This window comes from Jiangella gansuensis DSM 44835, assembly GCF_000515395.1.
GTDB lineage: Bacteria > Actinomycetota > Actinomycetes > Jiangellales > Jiangellaceae > Jiangella > Jiangella gansuensis.
Genome location: NZ_KI911782.1, coordinates 3,154,927 through 3,181,309, shown reverse-complemented (window position 1 = coordinate 3,181,309; position 26,383 = coordinate 3,154,927). Strand labels below are relative to the sequence as shown.

20 protein-coding genes, 1 other RNA gene and 1 pseudogene are annotated in these 26,383 nt (G+C 70.9%); 10 read left to right on the top strand and 12 right to left on the bottom strand.

The annotated features are described in order from the left end of the window. The first annotated feature begins 13 nt into the window (after positions 1-13). The 7 genes from JIAGA_RS33195 (at position 14) to JIAGA_RS0115165 (ending at position 6,505) form a co-directional block, all read left to right on the top strand. A complete protein-coding gene (locus tag JIAGA_RS33195; RefSeq protein ID WP_084469702.1) occupies positions 14-706 on the top strand; it encodes a Gfo/Idh/MocA family protein in 693 nt (230 codons plus the stop codon). Next, positions 693-2,111 (top strand): ABC transporter substrate-binding protein, encoded by a 1,419-nt coding sequence (locus tag JIAGA_RS0115190; protein ID WP_026876324.1) that lies wholly within the window; start codon positions 693-695, stop codon positions 2,109-2,111. The genes JIAGA_RS33195 and JIAGA_RS0115190 overlap by 14 nt, the downstream gene beginning before the upstream one ends. Further along, a complete protein-coding gene (locus JIAGA_RS30000) occupies positions 2,108-3,061 on the top strand; it encodes a carbohydrate ABC transporter permease (RefSeq protein ID WP_035812569.1) in 954 nt (317 codons plus the stop codon). Before JIAGA_RS0115190 ends, JIAGA_RS30000 begins: the two co-directional genes overlap by 4 nt. Then, positions 3,058-3,879 (top strand): carbohydrate ABC transporter permease, encoded by an 822-nt coding sequence (locus tag JIAGA_RS0115180; RefSeq protein ID WP_051426130.1) that lies wholly within the window; start codon positions 3,058-3,060, stop codon positions 3,877-3,879. Before JIAGA_RS30000 ends, JIAGA_RS0115180 begins: the two co-directional genes overlap by 4 nt. Then, positions 3,876-4,823 carry a zinc-binding dehydrogenase gene (locus tag JIAGA_RS0115175; protein ID WP_026876322.1) on the top strand — a complete coding sequence of 316 codons (948 nt, stop codon included), beginning with the start codon at positions 3,876-3,878 and terminating at the stop codon, positions 4,821-4,823. Before JIAGA_RS0115180 ends, JIAGA_RS0115175 begins: the two co-directional genes overlap by 4 nt. Before the next feature lie 111 nt (positions 4,824-4,934). Then, the gene (locus JIAGA_RS29995; protein ID WP_051426129.1) at positions 4,935-6,242 is read left to right on the top strand and encodes a nucleotidyltransferase family protein; all 1,308 of its coding nucleotides are present in this window, start codon (positions 4,935-4,937) and stop codon (positions 6,240-6,242) included. Continuing rightward, complete coding sequence (locus tag JIAGA_RS0115165; protein WP_051426128.1) at positions 6,239-6,505, top strand: hypothetical protein; 267 nt, start codon at positions 6,239-6,241, stop codon at positions 6,503-6,505. Before JIAGA_RS29995 ends, JIAGA_RS0115165 begins: the two co-directional genes overlap by 4 nt. Before the next feature lie 69 nt (positions 6,506-6,574). Here the strand turns inward: JIAGA_RS0115165 and JIAGA_RS0115160 are convergent, their stop codons facing one another. The 7 genes from JIAGA_RS0115160 to JIAGA_RS0115130 all read right to left on the bottom strand — a co-directional run bounded on the left by JIAGA_RS0115160 (position 6,575) and on the right by JIAGA_RS0115130 (position 19,873). Continuing rightward, positions 6,575-8,965, bottom strand: coding sequence for an ATP-binding cassette domain-containing protein (locus JIAGA_RS0115160; RefSeq protein ID WP_026876320.1), 2,391 nt, complete (start codon positions 8,963-8,965; stop codon positions 6,575-6,577). Positions 8,966-9,024: 59 nt separating this feature from the next. Further along, positions 9,025-9,435 (bottom strand): VOC family protein, encoded by a 411-nt coding sequence (locus JIAGA_RS0115155; protein WP_026876319.1) that lies wholly within the window; start codon positions 9,433-9,435, stop codon positions 9,025-9,027. Between the two features lie 5 nt (positions 9,436-9,440). Beyond that, entirely contained in the window at positions 9,441-9,890 is a 450-nt protein-coding gene (locus JIAGA_RS0115150) for a helix-turn-helix transcriptional regulator (RefSeq protein WP_026876318.1), read from the bottom strand. A 104-nt stretch (positions 9,891-9,994) separates the two neighbouring features. Continuing rightward, entirely contained in the window at positions 9,995-12,838 is a 2,844-nt protein-coding gene (locus JIAGA_RS0115145) for a LuxR family transcriptional regulator (protein ID WP_157553203.1), read from the bottom strand. Between the two features lie 176 nt (positions 12,839-13,014). After that, positions 13,015-14,325 (bottom strand): MFS transporter, encoded by a 1,311-nt coding sequence (locus JIAGA_RS0115140; protein WP_051426127.1) that lies wholly within the window; start codon positions 14,323-14,325, stop codon positions 13,015-13,017. A gap of 335 nt (positions 14,326-14,660) precedes the next feature. Next, positions 14,661-17,195 carry a helix-turn-helix transcriptional regulator gene (locus tag JIAGA_RS35945; RefSeq protein WP_157553201.1) on the bottom strand — a complete coding sequence of 845 codons (2,535 nt, stop codon included), beginning with the start codon at positions 17,193-17,195 and terminating at the stop codon, positions 14,661-14,663. 86 nt (positions 17,196-17,281) lie between these two features. Further along, positions 17,282-19,873 carry a LuxR C-terminal-related transcriptional regulator gene (locus JIAGA_RS0115130; RefSeq protein ID WP_157553199.1) on the bottom strand — a complete coding sequence of 864 codons (2,592 nt, stop codon included), beginning with the start codon at positions 19,871-19,873 and terminating at the stop codon, positions 17,282-17,284. A 215-nt stretch (positions 19,874-20,088) separates the two neighbouring features. On the opposite strand from JIAGA_RS0115130, the gene JIAGA_RS0115125 reads away from it, so the two are divergent. Then, entirely contained in the window at positions 20,089-20,583 is a 495-nt protein-coding gene (locus JIAGA_RS0115125) for a GNAT family N-acetyltransferase (protein WP_051426126.1), read from the top strand. A gap of 104 nt (positions 20,584-20,687) precedes the next feature. Here JIAGA_RS0115125 and JIAGA_RS34595 read toward each other — a convergent pair whose 3' ends face one another. From JIAGA_RS34595 to JIAGA_RS0115115, 3 genes and pseudogenes are all read right to left on the bottom strand, one after another. Beyond that, a complete protein-coding gene (locus JIAGA_RS34595; protein WP_157553197.1) occupies positions 20,688-20,846 on the bottom strand; it encodes a hypothetical protein in 159 nt (52 codons plus the stop codon). Between the two features lie 537 nt (positions 20,847-21,383). Further along, positions 21,384-21,693: pseudogene (locus tag JIAGA_RS36135) on the bottom strand (NUDIX hydrolase); the annotation flags it as partial. Positions 21,694-21,781: 88 nt separating this feature from the next. Then, on the bottom strand, positions 21,782-22,465 hold the full coding sequence (locus JIAGA_RS0115115) for an SDR family oxidoreductase (RefSeq protein WP_026876312.1): 684 nt from the start codon (positions 22,463-22,465) through the stop codon (positions 21,782-21,784). Positions 22,466-22,581: 116 nt separating this feature from the next. On the opposite strand from JIAGA_RS0115115, the gene JIAGA_RS0115110 reads away from it, so the two are divergent. Then, positions 22,582-22,935: a winged helix-turn-helix transcriptional regulator gene (locus JIAGA_RS0115110; RefSeq protein ID WP_026876311.1), complete on the top strand. Its 354-nt coding sequence runs from the start codon at positions 22,582-22,584 to the stop codon at positions 22,933-22,935. A 109-nt stretch (positions 22,936-23,044) separates the two neighbouring features. Here JIAGA_RS0115110 and JIAGA_RS36460 read toward each other — a convergent pair whose 3' ends face one another. Then, positions 23,045-23,506 (bottom strand): NsdA family TPR-like regulatory protein, encoded by a 462-nt coding sequence (locus JIAGA_RS36460; RefSeq protein ID WP_483790129.1) that lies wholly within the window; start codon positions 23,504-23,506, stop codon positions 23,045-23,047. Between the two features lie 397 nt (positions 23,507-23,903). Beyond that, positions 23,904-24,275, bottom strand: a transfer-messenger RNA (tmRNA) gene (ssrA, locus tag JIAGA_RS33870). A gap of 149 nt (positions 24,276-24,424) precedes the next feature. On the opposite strand from ssrA, the gene JIAGA_RS0115105 reads away from it, so the two are divergent. Then, entirely contained in the window at positions 24,425-26,368 is a 1,944-nt protein-coding gene (locus JIAGA_RS0115105) for an acyl-CoA dehydrogenase family protein (protein WP_026876310.1), read from the top strand. Positions 26,369-26,383: the final 15 nt, after the last annotated feature.

The following is a 26,383-nucleotide window of genomic DNA, read 5'->3' as shown; positions in this document are numbered from 1 at the left end:
CCGGTACGCGCCGCTGGCGGAGCGACTCGCCGGACTGGTCCGGTCCGGCCTGCTCGGCAAGGTGCACAGCGTCCGGGCGCACTACCTGCAGAACTGGCAGCTCGGCGCCGAGGAGTCCTGGCGAACCGATCCGGCGCGGTCCGGCGGATCGCGCGTGCTCGCCGACATCGGCAGCCACGTGATGGACCTGGTCGAGGTCATGACGGGCCAGTGGATCACCTCGATCGAGGCCGACTTCCTCACCTTGCGCGCAACCACCCTCCGCTCCGGCGCCGACGACGTCTGCATCGCCCTGGCCCGCCTCAGCGGCGGCGGCGTGATCTCGCTGACGTTGTCTCAGGTGTCACCGGGACACATGAACACGCTCGCTGTCGAGGTCGACGGCGACGAGGGCACCGCCGGCTGGGAGCTCGGCGACCGAGAGACGCTCGAGCTCGTACGCGCCGCCGACGCGCGGCGACTGCGCCTGGACGGCCACGCGAACCCGCACCGGGTGAGCCGACTCTGGCGCACCCCGGTCGACGCCGACGCGAGGATCACCGCGCTGTTCGGCGCGTTCTACGGGCCACTGCTCGGAACGGCAACGAAGAGCACGACACCACTGCCGTCCTTCACCGACGCCGCCCGGCACGTCGCGCTCGTGGATGCGGCGGCGCGGCGGCTGATCACCCGGCCCGCGAGGGCGGAGGACCGTGACGCCGGCTGATCCCGGCCAGACCCTCGATGCCGCAGCCGCGGCCCACGTCCAGGAGGCAACGATGCCCATCGCCACCACCCGTCACCGGCTCGGCCGCCGGCCGGTACCGATCCTCGCCCTGACAGCGGCCGCTGCACTCGTCCCGGCCTCATGCGTCGGCGGTACCCAACCCGAGGACACCCAGAGCGTCACCCTCGGTGAGGAGGCGACGCTGACGATCGTCAGCCAGTTCGGCGACACGCCTGCTCTGCAACCGGTGTTGGAGGCACTCAGCGCTGACTGGGAACGCGAGCACCCGGAGGTGCAGGTCGACATCCAGTACCTCAGCTACGACGACCTGCAGAAGACACTGCCAACGGCCCTGGCGTCGGGCTCGGCACCCGACGTCTTCGACTACGACGCGTCCGAGAGCACTCTCGGGGTCCTGGCCACCAACGGACTGGTCCGCCCGCTGGAGGACTACGCCGACCGGTACGGATGGTTCGACCGACTGCCGGAGTCCATCGTGGAACGCGCGACGTTCGACGACACGTTCTACGCGGTCCCCCGCTCCAGCGAGGCGATCGGACTGTTCTACAACGAAGCCCTGTTCACCGAGACCGGAGCGCCGGTTCCTACCGACTACGAGGCATTCCTGACCGCGGCTCGGACCCTGGCGCAGGCCGGGGTGACTCCGATCGCCTTCGGCAACAAGGACCAGTGGCCGTCGTCGCACCTCGTCGGAGCCGCCGTGCACGCGGCGGTCCCGGCCGACGAGATCGTCGCGCATGAGTCTCTCGACTCGGACGGGACCTACAGCGCACGGAACGTCCAGGAAGCATTCGACATCGCCCGTGACTGGGTCGCGCGCGGATTCGTCACCCCCGACTTCAACGGCGTCAGCTTCGACGATTCGGTGAAGGCCTTCATGAACGGCGAAGCCGGCATGTTCATCGAAGGTACCGGGGTCACACCGGACCTGCTGGCCACGCTCGGCCCCGACTCCCCCATCCGCTTCGTGCCGTTCCCGATGATCGACACGTCGCTGGAGCAGCAGGCAGCCGGAGGCGCCGGCGGGTCCTGGGCGATCTCATCGTCCTCCACGGTCGCGGACATCGCCGCGGACTGGATCGACTTCGTCCACTTCTCCGCAGAGGCCGAACGCCGGTGGCTGGAGGCAGGTGTCCTGCCCACCACCGACTACGACGGCACCGACGCGGACGTCCCGGCCCTGCTGCGGCAGAACCTGGAGGTCGTCCGGGCAGCTAACGACGGTGGCGGGATCGGGCGCTGGACCGCGTTCAGCTCCAGCCCCCTCGTGACCGACGCCTGGAACGGCGCCGCCCAGGCCTTCCTCACCGGCGAGATCGAGGCGGCAACCTTCACCAGGTCACTCGACGACGCTCTCGACGAGGCCAGGGACGCGGCGCGGTGACGACGTCCGCCGTCACCGCCGGCCGGCCGACTGCACGCACGCGCGCGCCCGCCGGAGCATCCCGGTCCAGCGGCACCCGCCGCGGTGGGCGGGGATGGCGCGGGTACTGGCTCGTCCTGCCGGCGCTCACCCTCTACGCAGGATTCCTGCTGTGGCCGATCGGGCAGACCGCCTGGCTCAGCCTCACCGACTGGAACGGACTCACCGCTTCTCCCACGTGGACGGGGCTGGACAACTACCGGCGCCTCGCCGGGGACGACCGCTTCCTCGGATCACTGGGCAACAACCTGCTCTGGGTAGCCGGCAGCTGGCTCGCGCAGGGACTCGGGCTGCTGCTCGCGGCCATGCTGTCGGTGTCGTGGATCCGCGGCCGGACGTTGTTCCGCACCCTGCTGTTCATCCCGGCGACGATGGCCCTCGTCATCGTCGGCATCGCCTGGGACCAGATCTACCAGCCCACGTCCGGCCTGCTGAACGTCGCGCTGGAGGGCATCGGGCTGGAGTCACTCACCCGGGGCTGGCTGTCGGAGTCCGGCACCGCGATGGCCGCCGTCATCGCGACCGCGAACTGGACCTACTACGGGTTCGCGATGGTGATCCTGCTCGGCGGCATGCAGAACATCGACCCTCACCTCTACGAGGCCGCTGCGCTCGACGGCGCAGGCGCCCGGCAGCGGTTCCGCCACATCACGGTGCCCGGCCTGCGCAACCACATCACCCTCCTGCTCGTTGTCTCCTTCATCAACACCCTGAAGACCTTCGACTTGGTCTACGTCATGACCAACGGAGGACCTGGCCACACGACCGAGGTCGTCGCCTACTACATCTACGCATTGGCGTTCGTCACCCACCGCGTGGGTTATGCGGCGGCCGCCGCTGTCGTCCTCACCGTCATCATCCTGATCATCACCGTGATCTTCCTCCGCGTACGAGAGAGGGAGCGTCCGTGAACCGCGCCCTGCAACGGATGAGCATCCACACGGCGCTCGTCGTGATGGCCCTCGTCTCAATCGTCCCTTTGGTCTGGATCTGGGCGCAGTCGCTGCGCACCTCCAGTGCGACGGCCGCCAACCCGTTCGGGCTCGAGTGGCCGTTGCGGTTCGAGAACTACGTCACGGCCTGGAACGCCGGAAGGTTCGCCGACTACCTGCTCAACAGCACGATCGTCGCCGCCGGGACGGTCGCGCTGGTGGTCGCGCTGGCCTTCCCTGCCGCGTATGCGCTCGCCGTGCTCAGGGTGCGCTGGGCGGACGCGACGTTCATGCTCTTCCTGCTAGGACTGATGATCCCGATCTGGTCGATCATCATCCCGCTCTTCCACCAAATGCGTTCCCTGGGTCTTGTGAACACACTGACCGGCGCGATCCTGGTCGAGGCGGCACTCGGCCTGCCGTTCGCGATCTTCCTGCTCCGAGCCAACCTGCGCGCATTGCCCCGGGAGCTGATCGAGGCGGGGCGCATCGACGGCGCCGGCGACCTGCGGCTGATGTGGTCCGTGGTACGCCCGCTCGCGGTACCGGCGCTCGGCGCGATAGTCGTCTTCCAGTTCATGACGTCGTGGAACGAGCTCATCGTGCCGCTGTTCTTCCTGCAGACCGACGACGTCCGCACTCTGCCGATCGGCCTCACGTTCTTTCAGGGGCGCTTCACCACCGACACCGCCGTGCTCGCCGCGGGCACGACCATCGCCTCACTGCCCGTCGTGATCATCTACCTGATCTTCAACCGGCAGTTCGTCGCCGGCCTGACCGCAGGAGCCACCAAATGAGAACTCGCGCCTACACCGTCACCGCACCCGGCGGAGGCGAGCTCGCCACCGTCGACGTCGACGAACCCGGCCCCGGCCAGGTACTGCTACGCGTCCTCACCAACGGCGTGTGCGCGAGCGACCTACCGGCCTGGGCGAACCCGACCGGCACGGTGCCGCTCCGGCTGGGCCACGAACCCGTGGGCGAGGTCGTCGCCGCCGGGCCGGGCGTCACGATCGCGCCGAACACCCTGGTCGGGGGCCGGATCGCGCACTCGTTCGCCGAACTGGCCCTCGCCGACGTGCAGGACGTCGTGGTCGTCCCGTCCGGGGTGGATCCGGCGGCCGCGCTGCCCGAGCCGCTCGGATGCGTCGCGGAAGGGTTACGGCGCACCCCGGTGCCGATCGGCGCGCGCGTCGCCGTCGTCGGGCTCGGCTTCATGGGACTGCTCATGACCCAGTTCCTGCGCAACGCCGGAGTAGCCCAGCTGATCGCGATCGACCCCCGCGAGGACGCCCGGCACGCGGCGATGGCCAGCGGTGCGGACGCCGCCCACTCACCAGCAGAGGTGCCCGGCCATGCGTACGCAGACGATGATGCGCCCGCCGGTCACGGGTTCGACGTGGTCGTGGAGGCGTCCGGGTCCCAACCGGGGCTCGACCTCGCAACCAGGCTCGTCCGCGCGCACGGCGCGATCTCGATCCTCGGCTACCACCAGACCACCCGCCGGGTCGACGTGCGCGCGTGGAACTGGAAGGCCCTCGATGTCGTCAACGCCCACGTCCGTGACCGGGCCATGCTGCGCGCCAGCACGGAGGCCGCGCTGGGCCTCCTGGCCGCCGGTCGCATCGACGTGGGCCGGCTGGTCACGCACCGCTTCCGGTTCGACCAGATCGACGAGGCCTTCGAGGCGCTGCGGTCCAAGCCCGACGGGTTCGTCAAAGCGGTCGTCGACATCGGCTGACCAGCACCCCCGCTCTTGATCATCACAATGGCCACCGAGTGTCACAGAACGCACCGGGCGGGCACCTACGTTCATGTCGGCTCGCGTCGCCGGCGGTGAGGGGTGAGCAGGGTGTCCGACCGGTCCATCCGCGCCGCGGCCGAGGCGCTGGCGGCGCTGCCCGGCGAGACCGAGGCGGCAGCCGACGCGCTGGCCGCCGAGATCACGAGGCTGACCGGCGGCATCACCACGCCGCTGCGAACGGTACGCGACCAGCCGCTACGCGGGCTGCCGGACGAGATCGACCGGGGCGGGAGGGCCATGGCCGACATCGTGCGCGGACTGTCCGGCGACATCGCGGCCGTGGTCGCGGGCGAGGTCCGTGACCTCACCGCGCTGCTGGAGGGCGCGCCGGGCACGCCCGAGACGCCCACGGCAGCCGGCACGCCCGCGGTAACCGGCACGACGCCCGCCGGCCGGACCGAGCCGGACGACGTCGCCGCCGCCGTCGAGGGCGCGTTGGGTGAGGCGCACCCAGACGTCGCCGCGCTGGTCGCGCGCCTCGTCGCCGACGTGGCGCATCCGCTGGACCTCACCCGCGCGCTGGCCGACCCGCGCCGGCGTCACCACACACTCGCAATGCTGAGCGAACTCGCCGACGGCCGTGCGCTCGCCGGACGCACGCTCGAGCAGTACCGCGCCGAGAACCCCGGCCGCGGCCCGCTGTTCGAACCCGTGCCGGCCGAGGCCCTCACCACCGCGGACGGCCGATCCCGCAAGAAGCTCTTCCTCGCCCACGCCCGCGACCTCGACCCCGCCCGCGCCATCGGGGCCGAACCCACGCGTGAGGAGCGTGCCCTGCTCGACGACTATGTGCGACGCCTGAGCCGGCAGGTCCAGCCGTATGTGCGCGCCGAACTCGAAGCGCTGGCCGCGCCGTTCGACGACGCCGCTGTGAGTCTGCGGGTCAAGGACACCGAAGGGATCATCGACAAGGTCCAGCGCATGTCTTCCGGCAGCGCCGACCGTCCCGGCCGGCCCGACTACCGCGTCGGCGAGGTCGTCGACGCGGTCGGCGCGCGCATCACCGTCGGCGACACCGCCGAACTGGCCGGCGTCGTCACCGCCGTCGTGAACCGCTACGGCGTCGGCGACGGCGGAAACGTGCTGGACATGGAGAACATGTACGCCGAACCCAAGCGGCACAACCCGGCCTACCGCGTGGTTCCGTTCATCATCGGGGCGAGCCTCGACGGCCTTCCCTACACGTTCGAAATACAGTTGTGCACGCGGCGCGCCTCGATCGCCTCGGACCTGGAGCACAACACCGTCTACAAGCCGTACGTGCCTGTCGGCGACGGCGAGCGGGACCGGGTGCGTGGCATGCAGGCCGAGGCGGCCGCTCTCGACCAGGACGAGACCAGGAGCGAGCAACGGTGACCGGCACCAACCACGCATGGGTCTGGATCGGCTACGTGACCACCGACGACGGCCCCGCCGCGGCCTTCGCCATCGACGAACGGCAGTATCCCGACGCCGCGTCCGCCCGCGCCGCCGCCGACGAAGCCGCCGAGGAGCTGCGGCGACGCCGGCTGGCCTACGAGTTCCAGAGCGTGCGGGTCCGTCTGGACGAACCGGCCCAGCCGCTTCCGACGTGGGCGGAGTACCGCAGCGGCCTGCCCGCCGAGCCGCCCGGCGACTGACAGCGGGCGGAACCCAACGTAGACGCCCGCGTCCGGTGGCCACGGCGGCCGCCGGACGCGGGCACCCCGTCAGCTGCCGACGTAATCCGCGAGGTGCTCGCCGGTGAGGGTGGAGCGGGCGTCGACGAGCGCCCGCGGAGTTCCCTCGAAGACGACCCGGCCGCCGTCGTGGCCGGCACCGGGGCCGAGGTCGATGATCCAGTCGGCGTGCGCCATGACCGCCTGGTGATGCTCGATGACGATGACGGACTTCCCGGAGTCGACCAGCCGGTCGAGCAGCCCGAGCAGTTGCTCGACATCGGCGAGGTGCAGGCCGTTGGTCGGCTCGTCGAGCACGTAGACGTCACCCTTCTCGCCCATCTGGTTGGCCAGCTTGAGCCGCTGCCGCTCGCCGCCGGACAGGGTGGTCAGCGGCTGCCCGAGCGTGACGTAGCCGAGTCCCACGTCCCGGAGGCGACCGAGGATGGCAGCCGCTGCCGGGGTCTTGGCGTCACCGTCGGCGAAGAAGGCGTGGGCGTCGGCCACCGGCAGGTCGAGCACGTCGGCGATGTTCAGGCCACCGAGCCGGTACTCCAGCACCGCGGCCTGGAACCGCTTGCCACCACAGTCCTCACATGGGGTGGACACGGTGTCCATGAACCCGAGTTCGGTGTAGATGACGCCGGCGCCATTGCAGGTCGGGCACGCGCCCTCGGAGTTGGCGCTGAACAGGGCCGGCTTGACGCCGTTGGCCTTGGCGAAGGCCTTGCGGATCGGGTCGAGCAGACCGGAGTAGGTCGCCGGGTTGCTGCGCCGGGACCCCTTGATGGCGCTCTGGTCGATCGCCACCACGCCGTCGCGTTTCGAGACTGAACCGTGGATCAGCGAGCTCTTGCCGGAGCCGGCGACCCCGGTGACGACCACCAGCACACCGAGCGGGATGTCGACGTCGACGTCCTGCAGGTTGTGGGTGCTGGCGCCGCGGATCCCGAGCGCGCCGGACCCCGAGCGCACCGACTCCTTGAGCTGCGCCCGGTCGTCCAGGTGGCGGCCGGTGATGGTGTCGGCGCCCCGCAGTCCGTCGACGGTGCCCTCGAAGACGACCTCGCCTCCGCCACCGCCGGCGCCCGGCCCGAGGTCGACGACGTGATCGGCGATCGCGATCGTCTCCGGCTTGTGCTCGACGACCAGCACGGTGTTGCCCTTGTCGCGCAGTCTCAGCAGGAGGTTGTTCATCCGCTGGATGTCGTGCGGGTGCAGGCCGATGGTGGGCTCGTCGAAGACGTAGGTGACGTCGGTCAGCGACGATCCGAGGTGCCGGAGCATCTTGATCCGCTGTGACTCACCGCCGGAGAGCGTGCCGGACGGACGGTCGAGGCTGAGATAGCCGAGCCCCAGCTCGACGAAGGAGTCGAAGCTCTCCCCCAGTCCCTTCAGCAAGGGCGCCACCGATGGTTCGTCGAGGTCGCGGATCCACTCCGCGAGGTCGTTGATCTGCATCGAGCACAGGTCGGCGATGTTCTTCCCGTTGATCTTCGAGGACAGCGCCGCCTCACTCAGCCGAGTGCCGTCGCATTCGGGGCAGGCCGTGAAGGTCGCCACCCGCTCGATGAACGCACGGATGTGCGGCTGCACCGCGTCGACGTCCTTGGACAGGAACGACTTCTGGATCCTCGGGATCAGACCCTCGTAGGTGAGGTTCATGTTCTCGAACTTGATCTTCGTCGGCTTCTTGTACAGGAAGTCGTCGAGTTCCTTCTTGGTGTACTTGCTGATCGGCTTGTCCGGATCGAAGAAGCCGGAGGCGGCGAAGATGCGCACGTTCCAGCCGTCGGCGTTGTAGCCGGGGATGGTGAACGGACCGTCACTGAGCGACTTGCTGTCGTCGTAGAGCTGGGTCAGGTCGATGTCGGACACCGCTCCCCGGCCCTCGCACCGCGGACACATGCCACCGAGGTAGACGACGTCGCGCACCACGTTCTTCTCGACCCGGTCGCCCTTGGCGGTGCTCATGACACCGCTCGCACGACGGGTCGGGACGTTGAACGAGAACGCCGTCGGGGGTCCGACGTGCGGCTCACCCAGTCGGCTGAACAGGATCCGGAGCATCGCGTTGGCGTCGGTCACGGTGCCGACGGTCGAGCGCGGGTTCGCGCCCATCCGCTCCTGGTCGACGATGATCGCGGTGGTCAGGCCGTCGAGGAAGTCGACGTCCGGCCGAGCCAGCGTGGGCATGAAACCCTGCAGGAAGGCACTGTAGGTCTCGTTGATGAGCCGCTGCGACTCCGCGGCGATGGTGTCGAACACCAGGGAGCTCTTGCCCGAGCCCGAGACACCGGTGAACACCGTCAGCCGGCGCTTCGGGATCTCGACGCTCACGTCCTTGAGGTTGTTCTCCCGCGCGCCGTGCACGCGGATCAGGTCGTGGCTGTCGGCAGCGTGCGCGGACGACTGGGTGGTCGTCCTCGTGGCCATGCTCATCGTTTCTCCATCGTGTGCGTTCCGGGCCGCAGTCGCGGCCCCCTCGGCGGCCGGTCGGCTCAGCCCAGTTGGTTGATGCGGATCAGGTTGCCCGCGGGGTCGCGGAAGGCGCAGTCGCGGACGCCGTACGGCTGGTCCGTCGGCTCCTGGACGACGTCGGCGCCGCTGGCCTGCAACCGGCCGAAGAGGCCGTCGAGGTCGTCAGTGGCCAGCGTGATGGCGGTGTACGTGCCCTTGGCGATCATCTCCAGGACGGTGCGGCGCTCGTCCTCGGTGATGCCCGGGTCCACGGCCGGCGGGTGCAGGACGATGGACGTGCCCGGCTGGTTGACCGGGCCGACGGTGATCCAGCGCATGCCGTCGTACCCGACGTCGTTGCGGACCTCGAAGCCGAGCGTGTCGCGGTAGAAGCCCAGCGCGGCGTCGGCGTCGGTGTGCGGGAGGAACGCGTAGTGAATGCTGATGTCCATGGCGGTCACGCTAGTTGCGGGTCCGCGACCCGCGCTTCTCGATTCCTGACGGGTCTGGTCACCTGCTTCGCGATGCACGGCGGCATCTCCGCCGTGGCGGGCACCGATCGGGCGCGGTAGACGCTGGGCGGCACACCGACCAGTTCGGTGAAGCGGGTGCTGAACGTGCCCAGCGACGAGCAGCCGACCTCGAAACACACCTCGGTGACGCTGAGGTCGCCCCGGCGCAGCAGCGCCATCGCACGTTCGATGCGCCGCGTCATCAGATACGAGTACGGCGACTCGCCGTAGGCGACCCGGAACTGCCGGCTGAGGTGTCCGGCCGACATGTTCACACCGCGCGCCAGCGCCTCGACGTCCAGTGGCTGCGCGTACTCCCGGTCGATCCGGTCGCGGACACGGCGCAGCCGGACGAGGTCGCGTAGGCGTTGCTGCTCAGCGGGACTGCTGGTCACCTGGGCAAGCCTGCCATACCCAGCCGTGAGCGAACGAGTCGTACCGCGGCGGCTTCGGCGTCATGCCGTCCGGCTCCGTAGCCGGCCCGTCGGGAGTCTCGCGGTCAGCCGTCGTCCGAGCCGGCGGCGACGACGGCCCTGGCGAGCTCGGTCCGCGACCGTACCCCGGCCTTGCGGAAGATGCGGCCGAGGTGCGCTTCGATGGTGCGGACGGACACGAACAGCTCGGCGGCGATCTCGCGGTTGCGGCGGCCGGCGGCGACCAGCACGGCGATCCGCCGTTCCGCGTCGGTGAGGTCGCCGAGCTCCACGGTGGCGGATCCGGGGCCGCCGGCGCCACGCAGCTCATCCTCAGCGCGTGCGGCCAGGGCCATCGCGCCGGTGCTCTGCGCCAGGGTCCGTGCCCGCTGGAGCCACTGGCGCGCCTCCGAGCGCCGGCCCAGCCGGCGCAGCCACTCGGCCAGCCAGAGCCGGGTGCGGGTGAGTTCCACCGGTGACACCGGGTCCTCCGCGGCCGCTTCCAGGACCGAGACCGCGTCCTCGCCATCGCTCACCAAGGCGCGGCAGCGCTGCACAGCATGGCGCGCCCAGGCCGTCGGCACCCGCAACGCCCTGGTCTCGAACTCGGCGAGAGCGCGACGAGCGTGCTCCGTCTCCCCGACGCGAAGGCACGCCTCGACGTAGTCCGGCTCGATCGCCATGGCCGCCGGATCGGCGTGCTGCAGCGCGTACCGGCGGGCATGATCGAGGCCGGACACCGCCTCGTCGAAGCGGCCCAGCGTCAGCAGCATCGCGCCGGTCTCCGCCTGGGTCATGGCCGCGGCCCACGAGTCGCCGTGCCGGCGGGCGCTCTCGACCGAACGACGGCGCCATTCCCATGCCGCTTCGTACTCTCCGGACAGTGCGTGGATCCTCACGAAGTGCGCCGGGACGACCGCGCGGACCATCCGGCCGGAGACGACGCGGTCCCATGACGACACGGCCGCCCGGGCTTCGGTGATCCGGCCGGCCCGCAGTTCGAGCTCACTCAGCACCGAATACGCCGCGCCCAGCAGCAATGGCGACTCCGCGAACCGTCCGTCGACCGTGGTGGCCTCGAGGAGCCGGCGAGCCCGGTCGAAGCGCTCGGCGCGAATCAGCACCTGCGCGTGACGGATGTTCCTGTCGGCCTCCGTGAAGGCATGCGACGGCTCCGTGTCGGCATCGACGAGCCCGACCGCCCGCCGCAGATCTCCGCTGACGGACGCCACCAGGGCTGCCGCGCGGCGATGAAGGTCCCCGACCGGCGGCTCGTACCGTCCCGCTAGCAGCTCCGCGAGCGCGACGAACCGGGCGGCCTCGGCCTCCTCCATGCGGCCCGCGAGGCCGATGGCGGCGGCCAGCGCAAGGCTCGCCGCGCGGCCTGGATCCGCCTCGGCGACTTCCGCGGCGTGCCGGGTGACCAGACCCGTCGCCACCTCCCCGCCGAGCACGTCCCGGGCGCGCACCTCCAGCAGCGCGAGGTCAGCCCGTTGCTCCACCGTGGTGTCTCTCCGGAACCGCTCCCGGGCCAGCTGCACCGCCGTGTCGAGGCGCCCGGTGAGCATCGCGAGCTCACCCGCCAGGAGCAGCCGATCGATACCGTCCGCGTCAACCGCCGGGGTCAGGCGCACGGCCTCGCGGGCGAGCGCCGCGGCCCGTTCCAGCTGCCCCCGCTCCGTCAGCTCGGCCGCGAGGTGGTGCAGGTCGGCGGCCAATGCACTGTCCTCCTGCCGGGCCTGGGCGAGGTGCCACAGCTGCTGGCCGCGGTCGACGCCGGCGTATGCGTCCGCCAGGGCCTCGTGTGCCAGTGCCCGCTCGGCCGGTGTCGCGGCCTGCCAGATGACCGACCGGACGGCCGGTCGCCGCAACACGACGTCAGCGTCGGACGGCACCAGGTGTTCCGCGAGGAGCCACCTGGTGGTGGAAGCGTCGCGATCTGCCAGGGCCCGCAACACCGGCGCCAGCCGGCCGCCCTCGTCGCCGGTGGCCACGAGGAGCGCGAACCGTTGTTCCTCGTCCAGGTCGTCCAGCTCAGGCAGATGCAGGGCCTGCAGCACCGGCGACGGCGGCAGGTACCGGTCCAGTTCGACCTGGCCCATCCGCTGGGCGTCCGGTATGCGCCCGACGACGTCCAGCAGCGCCCGCGGATTGCCGCCGACGCGCTCGGCGATCCGCGCCGCGACGGCACGCAGCATGATAGGCCCGCCGGCCAACTCGGCCAGATCGGTCGCGTCCGGCTTCGACAGCTCGGCCAGCTCCAGCGTGTGCAGGCCACGCAGCGGCACGACGGGGGCGGCCGCGTCGGTCGCGCCGGTCAAGTCGGTCGAGCCGGTCGCCAGGACCAACAACAAGGGGACCGCGGCCAGCCGCCGGGCCACGAAGCCGAGCACCTCCTGCGACCGCGGGTCGAGGTGGTGGGCGTCGTCGACGAGGAGCAGCACCGGCTCCTTCACCTGCTGGAGCAGGTCGAGGGTCCGCCGCGCCACGTCGTACGTGTCCACGTCGTCACCGCCGTGGCCGTGCCGGTCGCCGGGCGAGGCGGGTGCGGCCGGCATCGGTTCGTCGTCCCCGCCGAGGGCCTGCACGGCCCGCAGCCCGGACAGCACCAGGTGCAGGCCCGACAACGGCCACTCCTGCTCCGACACTGCCGCCGCGACCTGGGCCACCCGGACCGGTGCGTCGCCGGCGTCGCCGCCCGGTTCGGCGACGGCGGCGCCGTCCGGTTCGGCGACGGCGGCGCCGTCGGGGCCGACCGCGGCCACGGCCGCGGTGTCGCGCAGGAGCGCCGTCTTGCCGATCCCTGCCGGCCCGGTGACGACCACGGCTCCGCCCTGCCCGGACGCCACGTCCGCGACGAGCCGCCGCAGCCAACTCCGCTCGGGCTCCCGGCCGATCAGCCCGTGCTCCATCGGTCGCGTCGACCGCACCAGTGCTCTCCCCCTGAGTCGCGGTGGCCGCTCCCCGCTCCGCGCACGGAGCGGGGAGCGGCGCCCCCTCGACCAGGGGATCGTTCTCACAGCGGGAAGCGGGTGCGTTCGGCGACAGCCGGTACCTCGACCGGAACCCCGGCCGGTACCTCAGGACGCCGGCGCCGGCGCCGGCGTCAGCGGACCGTGCGGATACGGGAGACCAGGACGGCGGACGCTGCGACGCTGAGCAACGCCACCGCGAACAGCGCGCGGTACCCGTCGAAGGCGTGGATCACCAGCGCGGCGAGGGCGGGAGCCACGGTCTGCGGAACGTTGACGGCGACGTTGAACAGGCCCAGGTCCTTGCCGGCGCCCGCCGTCCGGTCCGGCAACACGTCGATGGCCAGGGCGTTCCCGCACGAGAGGTACAGACCGCCGGCCAGTCCCTGCACGACGGCGAAGACCGCCACCGACCACAGCGACGCCTCGAGGAGCGGGACGGCCAACGCCACGACCAGGACGGCGGCCGCGGCGACCAGGAAGATCTTGCGGCGGCCGATACGGTCGCTCCACCAGCCCCCGGCGACGATGCCGACCACGGTCGTGGTGAATCCAGCCACGGTGAGCAGCCCGATGAGCCGGTTGGCGTCATGCCGGGTGAGCCCGACGTAGTCGGTGAGGATGTACAGCTGGTAGGCGAGGATCAGCGAATAGCCCAGGACGAACAGCAGCCGCGAACCGAACGCCCGGGCGAAGTCCGCGTGCTCGCGGGGGTTCACGACGAAACCACGCACGAGTGTCCGCCACCGGAACCGCGGCGGCGGGCCACCCGCGTCGGGACGCTCACGGTCGACGGCCACGAACGCCGCCGCGGCAAGAACGACGGCGACGCCCAGCACGGTGTAGGCCACCGGCCGGTGGTCCGAGGCAAGCGGGCCCGCGAACACCGTCCCGGCCGCAGCTCCGGCCATACCGGCCCCCGCGACGACGGCGGATGCCCGCCCTCGTCGTTCCCGCGGGACGCGGTCGGCCAGCGTCGCCGAGGCCGCGATGTCGGTTGCGTTGAGCGCGAACTGGATGACGACCCAGAACACGCAGATCCAGGCCACCGACCCGAGTCCGCCCAGCCCGAAGAGGAACGCGGCGGCCACGACGCCGCCCGCGAGCATCCACGGCCCGCGGCGCCCCCACCGGCTGCGGGTGCGGTCGCTCAGCGCGCCCACCAGCGGCTGGGCCAGAATCGTGAATCCGAACGACACCGACGTCACGACCGCCAGGTTCCTGACCTTGTTCTCAGCGTCGAGGGCCTCGACCTGGTTCGGCAGCAGCACCGAGAGCAGAGCGGCGTAGTTCGCGACGACGGTGAACATCACGACCGCCAGCAGCGGCAGCAACAGCCGGGATCGAGCCCGAGAACGGCTCGGCACGTCCAGCGCGGTGATGATCGTCTCGTCTCGTCGTACGTCGTCGGGTGCGGCGGAAACGGCGGCGCCTTGGGGCAGCATGGGGCGGCTGCGCGGTACAGGCCGTGATCGCCGAGGCCGATCATGAACGCGGAACCACCGGTCCGCAACTCGAGGATCCCGCCGGACGAGACACCCCATCACCGAGGGTGGTGGCGTCACCTGATCTCCGATGTGCCACCTGATCGTCTCCACCATGTGGACAGGTCACGATCAGACGACGTAACCGGCCACTTCCGCGCGTTCCGTGCACCTGATCGTTTCCCGTCCGCATGCTGGAAGTGATCAGGTGCACGTCCTGCCGCATCGGTCTGCGGTGTTCCCGGGCCGCGTCACCTGATCGCCCCGAAGAGAACGATCAGGTGACACATCGGAGATCAGGTGACCAAGCCGCGCGGAGGTGGCTCGGGCTCGGCCTCGGGTTCGGGGAGGAAGCCGAGGGCGGTGGCGCGCAGCAGGGCGGCCTCCCGGTCGTGGACGCCGAGCTTCGTGTAAATGGCCAGGATCTGCTTCTTCACGGTGCTCGGGGCCACGACGAGGGCCGCGGCGATGCCGGACCAGCTCCGATGGCGGGTGAGCTCGTAGAGCACGGCCAGTTCGCGATCGGTCAGCAGGACGAGGTCGGCACGCGCGGGGAACACCCGGCGGGCACGGTCGACCCGGGCCAGGGCGTTGGGAGAGAGGGTGAGGCCGGACCGTTTGAGCAGCAGTTCGCGGGTGTCGGTGTCGATCAGCGTGTACGGCCGAACGGCGCCGAGACGAGTGGCCAGGACGCTCACGCGGGCGAAGGCACGGTCGGCGGCCGCGGTGTCGCCGAGCGCTTCGTGGGCCGCGGCCTCGACCGCGAGCAGATCGATCCGGTCGCGTGTGGTGGTCGTGGTCTGCCGTACGCCGGCCGCGGCGACCCGCACGGCTCGCGCGTCGTCGCCGCTGATCAGGTGGAACCTGGCCCGCGCGGCGCGCAACCACGGGACGTCGCGCCCCGCGTCCTGGAGCACCCTCCCTGCCGGGTTTACCTCGCCCAGCGCCAGGTACGCGTCGGCTCGGCACCGGTGGAGGACCTGGGTGGCTGCTCCGCCCGCCGCGGCGGCCCTCGCGTCGAGCCGTTCGTGGCGCTCGATGACGGCGAGCGCCGCGGCCGGATCGCCGAAGAGCAGCGCGTGCTGGGTGATGGCGAGGACGAGGAACGGCCACAGTTCGGCCGGTTCCGGCTCCTCGTCAGCACCCGCGAGGTGCAGTTCCGCTGTCTCCCGGTCCAGCCGGTCCAAAGCCAGCAGCGCACCGGCGATGTGTATCGAGTGCCTGGCGACGTCGCTCGCCCATCGGCCGGACTCGTCGTATCCGGCGTGGACCTCGAGCCAGTGCGCGGCATCGGCGGTGTCGCCACCGACAGCGTGCATCAGGGCGATGTCGGCGGCGATGCCCGCGGTGAGGGCAGGCCTGTCGCCGTCGCGACCCGTTGCGAAGGCGCTGGTCGCGACGTCCAGGGCGGCGGCGATGTCACCCGCGAGGAGCAGGCTGCGCGCCCGCTGGTGCGACACCCAGGCGCGGTCGATCGTCCACGGGCCTGGCGCCAGCTCGCGGTCACGCTCGGTGAGTTCGCGGTCGAGCGACGCCGCACCGGCGATCGCCCGCTCGTACCGGCCGTCGAGGCGGTCGGCGACGACGCCCGCCGACCGCACCAGGACCCGCAGGTGGCTCGGCCGTCCCACCCCCTCCGCCCGCAGGACCGGCTCCCCGGCTCGGAGGACGGCCCGCGCGATCACGTCCGGGGTGCGGACGCCGCGTGGCTGCTCGAGCAGCGCCCGCGCGACCTCGGCCGGCACCCGCAGCGCCGGGTGCTCGGCGAGGACCCGGGCGTGGAGGCGACCGTAGGCGGCCACGACGTCGTCAGCGTGCTCGACGGTCAGGCCGAGGCCCGCCGCGTCCCACAACCGAACCAGTGACACCCAGTCCTCGGCGGCCCGGGCATGCCGGGCGGCGGTGCCCAGATCGGTGCCCGCATCCCACAGTGCGTGGGCGAAGCGGCGGTGCCATTCGGCGGCCTCGGCTGCCGCCTCCGACGCGTAACCGGCCGCCAACGCCGAGCGCAGTACGGGCACGATCTCCCAGGTCTCGCGGCCGCGGCCGGGCATGAGCAGGCCGGCACGCAGCAGCCGGCCCAGCGTGTCGTCCACGGTGGGTGGCCGGTCGTCGTGGTCGTTGGTGATCGCCGCCGTGACCGCCGCGAGGTGGACCGGCGTCACGGACGGGGCCAGGGCCAGCCGCATCGCCGCGGTGCGGGTCACGGCGTCGGACACGGCCGCGAGGACGGACGTGCGCAGGTAGCTGCTGGCGGTCTCCTGCCCGGCGGCGACGGACGCGGCGTCGAGGACCATCCGGGTCGGGAGCATCCAGCCCGCGGTCAGCGCGTGGACGCCGGCCAGGCGGTCGCGGCCGCCGTGGCCCCACCCGGCGGCGATGACGTCGAGCTCGTCGGCGGTCATCATGAGGTCCGGCCCGGTGAGGGTGTCGACACTGATGCCGCGGCGCCATGCCGAGGCGACGAGCGGGTGCCAGCCGCGGCTGCAGACCACCACGTGGAGCCACGGCGAGGCGCTCACCACGGAACACAGTGCGTCGTCGGCGGCATCGGCGTTGTCGACGACGACGATCGTGGTCCGGCCCGCGCCCGCCTCGACGGCAGCGTCGACCCGTGCGCGCAGCTCGTCCCCCGTACCGTCCGGACCGCTCGCGTCGATCCAGGCGACGACGTCGCCGTCCTCGCGGCGTCGTCTCGCCCAGTCGGCCACGAGGGCGGTCTTCCCGGAGCCCGGCAGGGCCGCGACGACTGTGAGCGCGGCCAGCCGGTCCAGACGGGCCAGCAACCGGCCACGTGGGACGTGGTCGGGAGGTAGCCGCGGAAGATCCATCGATCCGATCGGACCACCGCGACGCCGGGGCCGCGACGCGTCCACGCGACGGTGTCGGGGTTATCCCCCCGGTTTCTCCCCCTGGTCTAGAGAATGCCGCGCCGGCGGGATTCGGCGACGGCGGCCTCGCGGCCCGGCACGCCGAGTTTGCGGTAGATGGCGCGGCACTGCGTCTTCACCGTGCTGACGGCCACGGAGAGCCGGCCGGCAATGACCGGGAGGGAGTCCGGGGTGGCGAGCTCGGCGAGCACCACCAGTTCGCGGCGGGTGAGCGGGACGAGCACCTCCGGCTCGGGGAACAGCACCGGCAGCCGGTCGACGTCGGCGCGTAGTTCGTCGCTTCCGGCGACGGCAGCGACCAGTACGGCGAAATCCTCCCGGGGCATCGCGGCGAACGGACTGCGCAACCCCGTCTGCACGGCGAGCTGGACGGCGTCGTCGAACGCATGGGCCGCCGCGGTTTCGTCGCCGGAGCGCAACCGGGCCGACGCCGCGATGAGCCGCAGGTCGAGCCGGATCCGCGGCGTGGTGCGCTGCTGGTGGTCCGGTGCGGCGGCGAGGGCGAGAGCCCGGCCGAGGTCGCCGTCCATGAGCAGTCCGCGCGCCTTCGCCACGGCCAGTCGTGGGTGAGTGCGGGTCCGGCGGGCCGGAAGAAGCTGCCGCGCCTCGGCCGGGCGGCCGGCCGCCAGCAGGAGTTCGGCACGCAACGCCGTCAGCATCGCCCGCATCGCCCCACCCAGCGGCTTCTGCCGCTTCTCGGCCATCCCGGACTCCAGTGCCCGCAGCCCCGCAGCTGGTCCGGCGGCATGCCAGCGCTGGAGCACCCGCGCATGCAGGACCAGCGGCCACCACTCCACCGTCGGCCAATGCGGGTCGATCTGCGCCAGCTCGTCGTCCGCCGCGTCGGGCCGGTGGTCCTCCAGATGGACATACGCGGCGCCGACGTGTTTGGGAACGGCGTAGAAGCCGGCGTTGAAGAAGCGTGGGAGGGCCGCATCGACGAACTCGGCCAGGGCCTCCCGCGCCAGCCCGATCCGTCCCGCCGAGGCGTGCGCCAGCACGGTGAGCGACTCCGGGTACCAGTCGCGGGTGCCGCTCGCCTCACTCGGCGGAGGCCGGTCGGCCAGCACGTCCGCGGCATCGTCGACACGGTCCAGCAGCAGGTAGGTGCTCGCGGCCTGAGTGGCGTAGACACTGGTGAAGTACCGCAGTTCCGCCGGTGCGCCGGTGGCGCGCGGCAACATCCCGTTCAGGCGACGCAGCGCGGGCTGGACCAGCTCGTCCCGGCCGGCGAACCGGAACCCGACCGCGAGGATGCCCTGGAACCACAGGTGGTCGACGCTGACCTGCCTGTGGTCGGCCAGCCGCTTCCACTCCACGTTCGCCACCCCGGCCGTCACCGTCCGGATCGCCTTGCCGACGTCGCCGCGCGCGTAGTGACCGACGGCGACCACCAGGGCGAGCACGGGCTGCGCGTGCAGGACCTGTCGCGGCACCTCCACCCGGCGCATCCAGCCGCGGTCGAGGCCCGCGAACACCTGGTGCAGCGACGTCGTGACGAGCCGGCGGGCCAGCGGCCAGTCCTGCGCGATCAGCGCCGACTCGAACGCGTGGCCGTATTCGCCGCTCCGCTCGTACCAGGAGGCGAGCACCTGGTGGGCCCGCCGCCGGGCGGTCTCGCCCAGCCGCGCGTACAGCGCCTGCCGGACCAGCGGCTGCAACCGGAACCGCGTCCCGGCGACGCCGTCCTCCCAGCCGCCCAGGCCACGCGCCTCGACCTCGGCCAGGATGGGCCCGCTCGTCACGTCGGCGCCCAGCAGCTGTGCATGCTCGACCGTGAACCCGTCGACGACGGACATCGTCACCAGGTCGTCGAATCCGGGCACTCCGGCGAGGTCGTCGATGAGCATCCGCTGGACCCGCGAGACGGTGTCGCGTTCACCGGGCGCCGGCCACGGGTTCTCGCGGGGAGCCTGCACGCCGGCGCGGACCGCGAGCGGCCAGCCGGCGCTGGCGTCGTGCAGCGCGGTGAGCTGCCCCGCCGTGAGCGAGCTGCCGACGTGAATGCCCAGCTGCGTGACCTCGTTCGGGGTGAAGGCGAGCTGGTGTGCGTCCAGCACGACGGCGTCGAGCGAGAGCATCGTCTCCGTCGCGGCGAGCGCGGTTGCGGTCCTGGTGCCGACCACGAGGTACAGGCTGGCGGCGTGCCGCACCAGCCGGAGCAGGTCGGCCTCCACCTCGGGGTCGGTGACGTTCTCGAAGCCGTCGACCACGAGGGTGAGCGGTTGCCGGAGCGTCCCGAAACCGTGCAGGAGAAGCGCCGGCAGGTTCGTGGCGACGTCCCGGGTGACGGCGAGCCCTTCCAGACCGCTGCCCCCGGCCACCCCGGTGGCGTTCAGCAGCGCCACCACCCGGCCCCAGAACCCGAGGCGGGTCCGGCAGTCGTCGTCGACGCTCACCCACAGGGTGGCACCGTCACGTACCAGGCGCGCCCACTCCGCCAGCAGCGACGTCTTGCCGTAGCCGGCCGGTGCCCGCACGACCCGCAGCGCGACGTCGCCGTCGAGGGCCTCGACCAACCGGGGCCGGCTCAGGTGCGCCCGCGACAGTCGCGGGACCCCGTGGACGACCTGCCGCGGCACATCGTCGTCCCGGGGGTCCTCTGGCGGCGTCGGCATGTCGTCCATCATTCTGCGTGGGTCCTCGATCGTCCGGGCGGTCGGGTGGCGTCAACCACCAGACGGCCCGCCCGCCGCACCATGACGCGATGGCCGGGGTTGATCGAAAACCTGTTGCCGGCGATGTGTCCCGGCTGCTTTCGTGAGTGCACGGTTCCCCACGGACGAACGGAGCGCACGGTTTGCTCAGCGGAGACCTCGTACGGCTGCGACCCATGGAACCCAGCGACGCGGCGGCCCACCACCGTTGGAATCACGACCCCGAGGTCATGCAGTGGTTCGCCCACAGCTACCCCACCAGTAGTGAGCGATTCGCCGCCGAGTACGCCGGCCGTCCGAAGAACTCCTACGACCGCGTCGTCCTGGGCATCGAGACCACCGCCGACGGCCGACTGATCGGCCTGGTCGCCCTCAGCGGCGCCGAGCCCGAGACCGGAGCCGCCGAACTCGACATCTACATCGGCGAGAAGGACTGCTGGAGCCAGGGCTACGGCACGGAGGCCACCCGGCTGATCTGCCGTTACGGCTTCGACGCGCTGCGCCTGCACCGCATTCAGCTCTGGGTGGCGGACGAGAACACGGCCGCCATCCGCGTGTACCAGAAGGTGGGTTTCGTCGAAGAAGGCCGCGCACGCGACACCCTGCGCCGCAAGGGCCGCTGGCACGACATGGTCCTCATGAGCCTGCTGGAGGGCGAGCTCGAGGCCTGAGCACGGCGCGAACGGCTCACCGATCTTCTCGGTGGCGGGCGGCCGTAGCGTTGGGCGAGCGCGACGTAGGGTGCCCCGTACAGGCTGACGTTGTGGCGTCGGTCTCAGATCATCGCGAGAAGCCACGCCTCCGGTCCCGTGTACCGGACCTCGACCTCCCGGACCGCTCCGGCGAACGCGTCAGCCTGGGCAGTGGTGATCAACTCGGCGGACTCGAACCGGCGAATGGTCCGCAGCGCCTCGATGGTGCCGGCGCCGCGCACTCGGGATCGTCGCTCAGCACCTGCCGACACGCATCGCCCGAGTGGCCGTCGTCGACCAGCGCCCTCACCCACACGCCGGCATCGACGACGATCATCCGGTGACTTACACGTCTGGCATAAGTTGGTCCTAAGCGTGCGAATAGCCGTGACGTTGACATCCCGGTGTTGAGCACGCGGAGTACTCGTTCCCGGTTCCGGAGATCCTGCGAGGTGGCGTCGCGGGCGCCACGGCGATGGCGCCAACGCCTGGTATCAGGCGAACGGCTTCCACGAACGGTTTCGCTACCTGCACGTCTACAAGGACTGGGACGAGGACGACACCGGATTCACAACGCCTGACGGGCTCAGACCCGTTCGAGTGTTCGCCCACGCACCGATCGAGCGAGAAGCCCAGCTGCGCCCCCGGTTCCGCCGGGTCTACGTGTGTCGGCAGTAGCTCCTCGAGGTCAACAGTCTCCGGCCCTATAACTGCAGACCACACCACAGCGCAGGCAACCAGGCAGACGGTAGACGGGGCCGCGTCGACGTTGGCGTGCCTCAGTGCTGGATCAGGCCGCCGGCCGGAGCGGGAGCGACGTGGCCGGTCACCGGGGCGGTCTGGGCCAGGGCCGAGGCCGATATCGACAAGCGATGACCGGCGCAGGAAGGCGACGCCGGGGATCGGCGTCCACACCGACTCCGCGACTTCGCCGTTCGCCTCAGGCCGGAGTCGGCCGCCGGTGATACGGACCCGATAGACGATGCCGACATTCTGGTGCTCGGGCAGGCCGGGCACCAGCCGGTCAGCGGCGGGAATCACCCTCGAGTCCACGCCCAGCAGGCGTTCGACCACCGCGTCGCACCCTGTGCCCGCTCCATTCATTGGTGTGACATGGGGCAGGCGTCTTCACGCCCAGGCTCAGCCGACAGTGCTGGGCACGTGAGATGCCGCGGTGCTACGAGCGTCGCCCGCCTTCGATGTGGATCGTCTCGCCGCTGACGAAGCCGGCGGTCATGAGCCAGAGTGCGGTGTCGGCGACGTCGTCGAGTGTGCCGGAGCGGCCGACGAGGGTCCGCGCGGCGGCGGCGCGGAGGAACTCTGCTTTCTGCTCGCCCTTGCCGTCCCAGAGGCCGCTGTCGATCGTGCCGGGGGAGATCGCGTTGACGCGGATCGGTGTGAGGTTCGCGGCGAGGTGGCGGGCGGCGAACTCGACGGCGCCGTTGGTGATGCCTTTGATCGTCGAGCCGGGTCCGGGCCTCCACCCGACGACGCCGGAGAACAGTGTGAGAGAGGCCCGGATGTCGAGGTGCTTGGCGACCATGAGCGGGCCGATCACCTTCGCCTGGAAGGCACGGATCACCAGGTCCTGGTCGAGTTCGCGCACCGGGGCGTCGTGGGGAAGCGAACCGGTGGTCACCACGTGATCGATCGGGCCGATCGCCTCGGCGGCCGCTGCGATGCTGGCCTCGTCGGTGAGGTCGAGGCGCACCGCCTGCATCCTTGCGGTGTCGTGGATCGCATCCGGGTTCCGCGCGCCGACGATCACCTCGGCGCCTTTGGATCGGGCCCGCCGTGCGATCGCGGCGCCGATCCGCTTGCCGCCGCCGATCACGAGCACCCGCTGCCTTGTCAGCTCCATGGCTCCTCCTTCGCTCCTGGCCGGCGGTCGCCGAACCGGAACCGACGCTATGCTTTCGATACCGGCTTACTGCAAGGGAAGCGGCAGCACGCCGATGGCGAAGAGGGCGGTGGCCGATGGGCTACAACGTGATGTCGCAGACGTGCAAGTCCCGCACGGTGCTGCACCGGATCGGCGCGCGCTGGACCGTCTTCGTCGTCAACGCCCTCGAGCACGGCCCGAAGCGCTTCGGCCAGCTCCAGTCGCACATCCAGGGCATCACCCCGAAGGTCCTCACCGAGACGCTGCGCACCCTCGAAACCGACGGGCTCATCACCCGCACCGAGTACGAGGAGAACCCGCCGCGGGTCGAGTACGAGCTGACCGAGCTCGGCCGCTCGCTTCTCGGACCGCTGCGCGCGATCCGGCAGTGGGCGGAATCGCACGTGCCTCAGATCGAGGCAGCCCGCGCCGCGGCGAAGGCATCCTGACCCCGGCGCCGACGAGACGGTCCGCACCGGATCCGCCCATCGCAGGCTCGATCCCCCGCCCCACTATCGGAACGAATCGGTCCGCCACCGCGCTGAGGACGGCTGTGGCTCAAAGGGGGCCGGAGTCGGTGGGCGACGTCTCGCCGATAGCTCCGGCTGCGTTGCGAGGACAGTCCGACCGCGATGTCGAGGGCTTGGCCACCGACACGGGCTGCTTCGCGGGGGCCGTCCGGGGCGCGAGCCGTAGCAAGTAGGCACAGGTAAATACTCGGCCCCGGGTGTACCCGTCAGTCATTTTCAATGATGGCTCGGCATGCCGCGCAGTGCGACGGTAGTCCCCGAGGTCACGGAAGCAATGTGCGATCTTGGCCGACAGGTACGCCTCGTCAAAGTAGGCAAGCCAGGACGGGGTGTCGTCACTGGCGAAGGCGTGTTCGGCGGCTCTGAGCGCCCCTGCGCAGGCACTTGGGTCGTTGGCAGCGGCGTGCCCGTGTGCCTCGACAATGTGGCACTCGGATTCCAACGCGGCAATGCCAGCCCGGCGAGCGCCGTGTTGAGCGGCGCGGGCCAGGTCGTGGCGTCAGATGGCCGGCCGACGTAGGCAGCCTGGTGACCGCCTCCGCCAAGCCGGGTACTGGCTGGGCCAACCATGCGACGAACTCCTCATGGACATCACCCCACCCGATCTCAAGGCCGGTTCGGCACTAACACCCGACTCATGATCGTTGACCAAGAACCTACCGGGCTGGCACCAGGTCGCTCACGTGCGCTCCAAGCACACCGGAACCTGTGCAGAAGGATGATCAACAGGCGAGTTGCTCCGCGAAATTGGCAGCTGCCTACGAGCGTCAGACGAAGACTCGCTACAGGCGGAGCCTGGCGTCTGGCGCGAACCCAAGCGGGTCGTTAGTGGGTCAAGACACGACGAAGCGGCTGGTCAGAACCTTCCTGACCAGCCGCTTCGGCTGTAGTGGAGCTGCCGGGAATCGAACCCGGGTCCTCCGACGCTTCTCCAGGGCTTCTCCGGGCGCAGCCTGCTATGCCTCTACTCGGCTCCGGTGATCACACAGGCGAGTACACCGTGACGAGCCCAGTCGCGTAAGTGTCCCTGCCGGTCCCGCGACCGTACCGACAGGTGAGCTTCCTGAATGATGCCGAACACCGGGTCGGAAGCAACCCCGGGTCGACAGACTTCAGTCCCTAGCCTCAGGCGGCGAGAGCGAAGTCAGTGCGCTTAGCGTTGGCACTTGTAACGTTTGCCGCGAGCGTTAACGAGATAACGCGGCCTCCTCGGCCCGCTTCCCCTGGTTCGACGTGCGAAGTCGAAACCGCTCAGCCCCTCTGGAGTTGTCAACACCTCGGGCGAACCCGAAGGCTCGACAAGGTTACCGCGTATAACGCCGGACAGGCGAGTGAGATTCCCGGCCACTCCCCCAGGGTGCTACCAGTGGGTAACATTGGGTACGTCGCCACCAACGAAGGAGGCGCCATGACGACGAGCACCCGGCCCGGCACCGTCCACGTCGACGAACGCGAAGCCCGCAGGGTGGCTGAGGCCGCCAGGGACACGCGGTGGAACAAGCCGTCGTTCGCGAAGGAGCTCTATCTGGGCCGGTTCCGGCTCGATCTCATCCATCCGCACCCTCGCCCGGCCGCGGACGGCGACGCCGCGACGAGGGCGTTCCTGGAGCGGCTCCGAGCGGTCTGCGGCGAGCTCGACGGCAGCGTCATCGAACGCGAGTCGCGTATCCCGGACGAGTACGTCAAGGCGCTGGCCCGAATCGGTGTGTTCGGCATGAAGGTCCCGCGCGAGTACGGCGGCCTCGGGCTGACCCAGGTCGGTTACAACCACGGGCTCATGCTGCTCGGCGACGTCCATCCGTCGATCGGGGCGCTGGTGTCCGCGCACCAGTCCATCGGAGTCCCGGAGCCGGTCAAGCAGTTCGGCAGCGAGGAGCAGAAGCGCGCCTTCCTGCCTCGCTGCGCCCAGGGTGCCATCAGCGCGTTCCTGCTCACCGAGCCCGACGTCGGCTCCGACCCGGCCCGGCTGGCCGCCGTCGCCGAACCCGTCGACGACGGCGAGACGTACGAGATCAGCGGCACCAAGCTGTGGACCACCAACGGCGTGGTGGCCGAACTACTCGTGGTGATGGCTCGGGTGCCTGCGCACGACGGCGGACGCGGCGGCGTGACGGCGTTCGTCGTCGAGGCCGACAGCCCCGGCATCACCGTCGAGCGCCGCAACGCGTTCATGGGTCTCAGGGGCATCGAGAACGGCGTCACCCGGTTCGACCGGGTCCGGGTGCCGGCGGCGAACCGCCTCGGCGGCGAAGGCGACGGGCTGAAGATCGCGCTGACGACGCTCAACACCGGCCGCCTGTCCATCCCGGCGTTGTGCACCGGCGCGTCGAAGTGGTGCCTGAAGATCGCACGCGAGTGGTCGGCCGAGCGGGTGCAGTGGGGCCGCCCGGTGGGTGAGCACGCCGCCGTCGCGCACAAGGTCTCGTTCATCGCGGCGACGGCGTTCGCGCAGGAGGCGGTCCTCGACCTGTCCGCGCACCTGGCCGACGAGGGCCGCCGCGACATCCGTATCGAGGCGGCGCTGGCGAAGCTGTGGTGCAGCGAGACCGCCTGGCAGGTCGCAGACGAGCTCGTGCAGATCCGCGGCGGTCGCGGCTACGAGACCGCCGCGTCACTCGCGGCCCGCGGCGAGCGAGCGGTCCCGGCCGAGCAGATCCTGCGCGACCTGCGCATCAACCGCATCTTCGAAGGCTCCACGGAGATCATGCACCTGCTGATCGCCCGTGAGGCCGTCGATGCCCACCTGCAGGCCGCCGGCGACATCATCGACCCCGACGTCGCCCTGTCCGGCAAGGCGAAGGCCGCGGTGAAAGCCACCGGGTTCTACGCGCGCTGGCTGCCGCAACTGGTCACCGGCGCCGGCCAGCTACCCAGGTCGTACCAGGAGTTCGGCCTGCTCGCGACACACCTGCGCTACGTCGAACGGGCGTCGCGGCGGTTGGCCCGCTCGACGTTCTACGCCATGGCGCGCTGGCAGGGCGGGCTGGAGAAGAAGCAGGGCTTCCTGGCGCGGGTCGTCGACATCGGGGCCGAACTGTTCGCCGTCGCCGCCAGCTGTGTCCGGGCGCAGATGCTGCGAGAGAACGGCCAGCCCGCCGCCGTCCAGCTGGCCGACACATTCGCACGTCAGTCGCGGCTGCGCAGCGAGCGGCTCTTCGACGCGCTGTGGCACAACACCGACCGCGCCGACGAAAGCCTCGCCCGCGCCGTCCTCGCCGGCGAGCACAGCTGGTTCGACGCCGACGTGCTCGACGCCAGCGAAGGCACCGGCCCATGGATCTCGCCGCCCCCCGCAGGGCCACCGTCCGAGAACGTCGCGCGCCGGATGCTGCCGTCGACGCGTCCGGAGTGATCCGGGTGGGCTCGG

What these genes read in the sequence shown, in the direction of transcription:
- JIAGA_RS0115175 (WP_026876322.1), top strand. Translation starts at nt 3,876, where the DNA reads ATGAGAACTCGCGCCTACACCGTCACCGCACCCGGCGGAGGCGAGCTC.
- JIAGA_RS0115160 (WP_026876320.1), bottom strand. Translation starts at nt 8,965, where the DNA reads ATGAGCATGGCCACGAGGACGACCACCCAGTCGTCCGCGCACGCTGCC.
- JIAGA_RS0115155 (WP_026876319.1), bottom strand. Translation starts at nt 9,435, where the DNA reads ATGGACATCAGCATTCACTACGCGTTCCTCCCGCACACCGACGCCGAC.
- JIAGA_RS0115140 (WP_051426127.1), bottom strand. Translation starts at nt 14,325, where the DNA reads ATGCTGCCCCAAGGCGCCGCCGTTTCCGCCGCACCCGACGACGTACGA.
- JIAGA_RS35945 (WP_157553201.1), bottom strand. Translation starts at nt 17,195, where the DNA reads ATGGATCTTCCGCGGCTACCTCCCGACCACGTCCCACGTGGCCGGTTG.
- JIAGA_RS0115130 (WP_157553199.1), bottom strand. Translation starts at nt 19,873, where the DNA reads ATGCCGACGCCGCCAGAGGACCCCCGGGACGACGATGTGCCGCGGCAG.
- JIAGA_RS0115125 (WP_051426126.1), top strand. Translation starts at nt 20,089, where the DNA reads ATGGAACCCAGCGACGCGGCGGCCCACCACCGTTGGAATCACGACCCC.
- JIAGA_RS0115115 (WP_026876312.1), bottom strand. Translation starts at nt 22,465, where the DNA reads ATGGAGCTGACAAGGCAGCGGGTGCTCGTGATCGGCGGCGGCAAGCGG.
- JIAGA_RS0115110 (WP_026876311.1), top strand. Translation starts at nt 22,582, where the DNA reads ATGGGCTACAACGTGATGTCGCAGACGTGCAAGTCCCGCACGGTGCTG.
- JIAGA_RS0115105 (WP_026876310.1), top strand. Translation starts at nt 24,425, where the DNA reads ATGACGACGAGCACCCGGCCCGGCACCGTCCACGTCGACGAACGCGAA.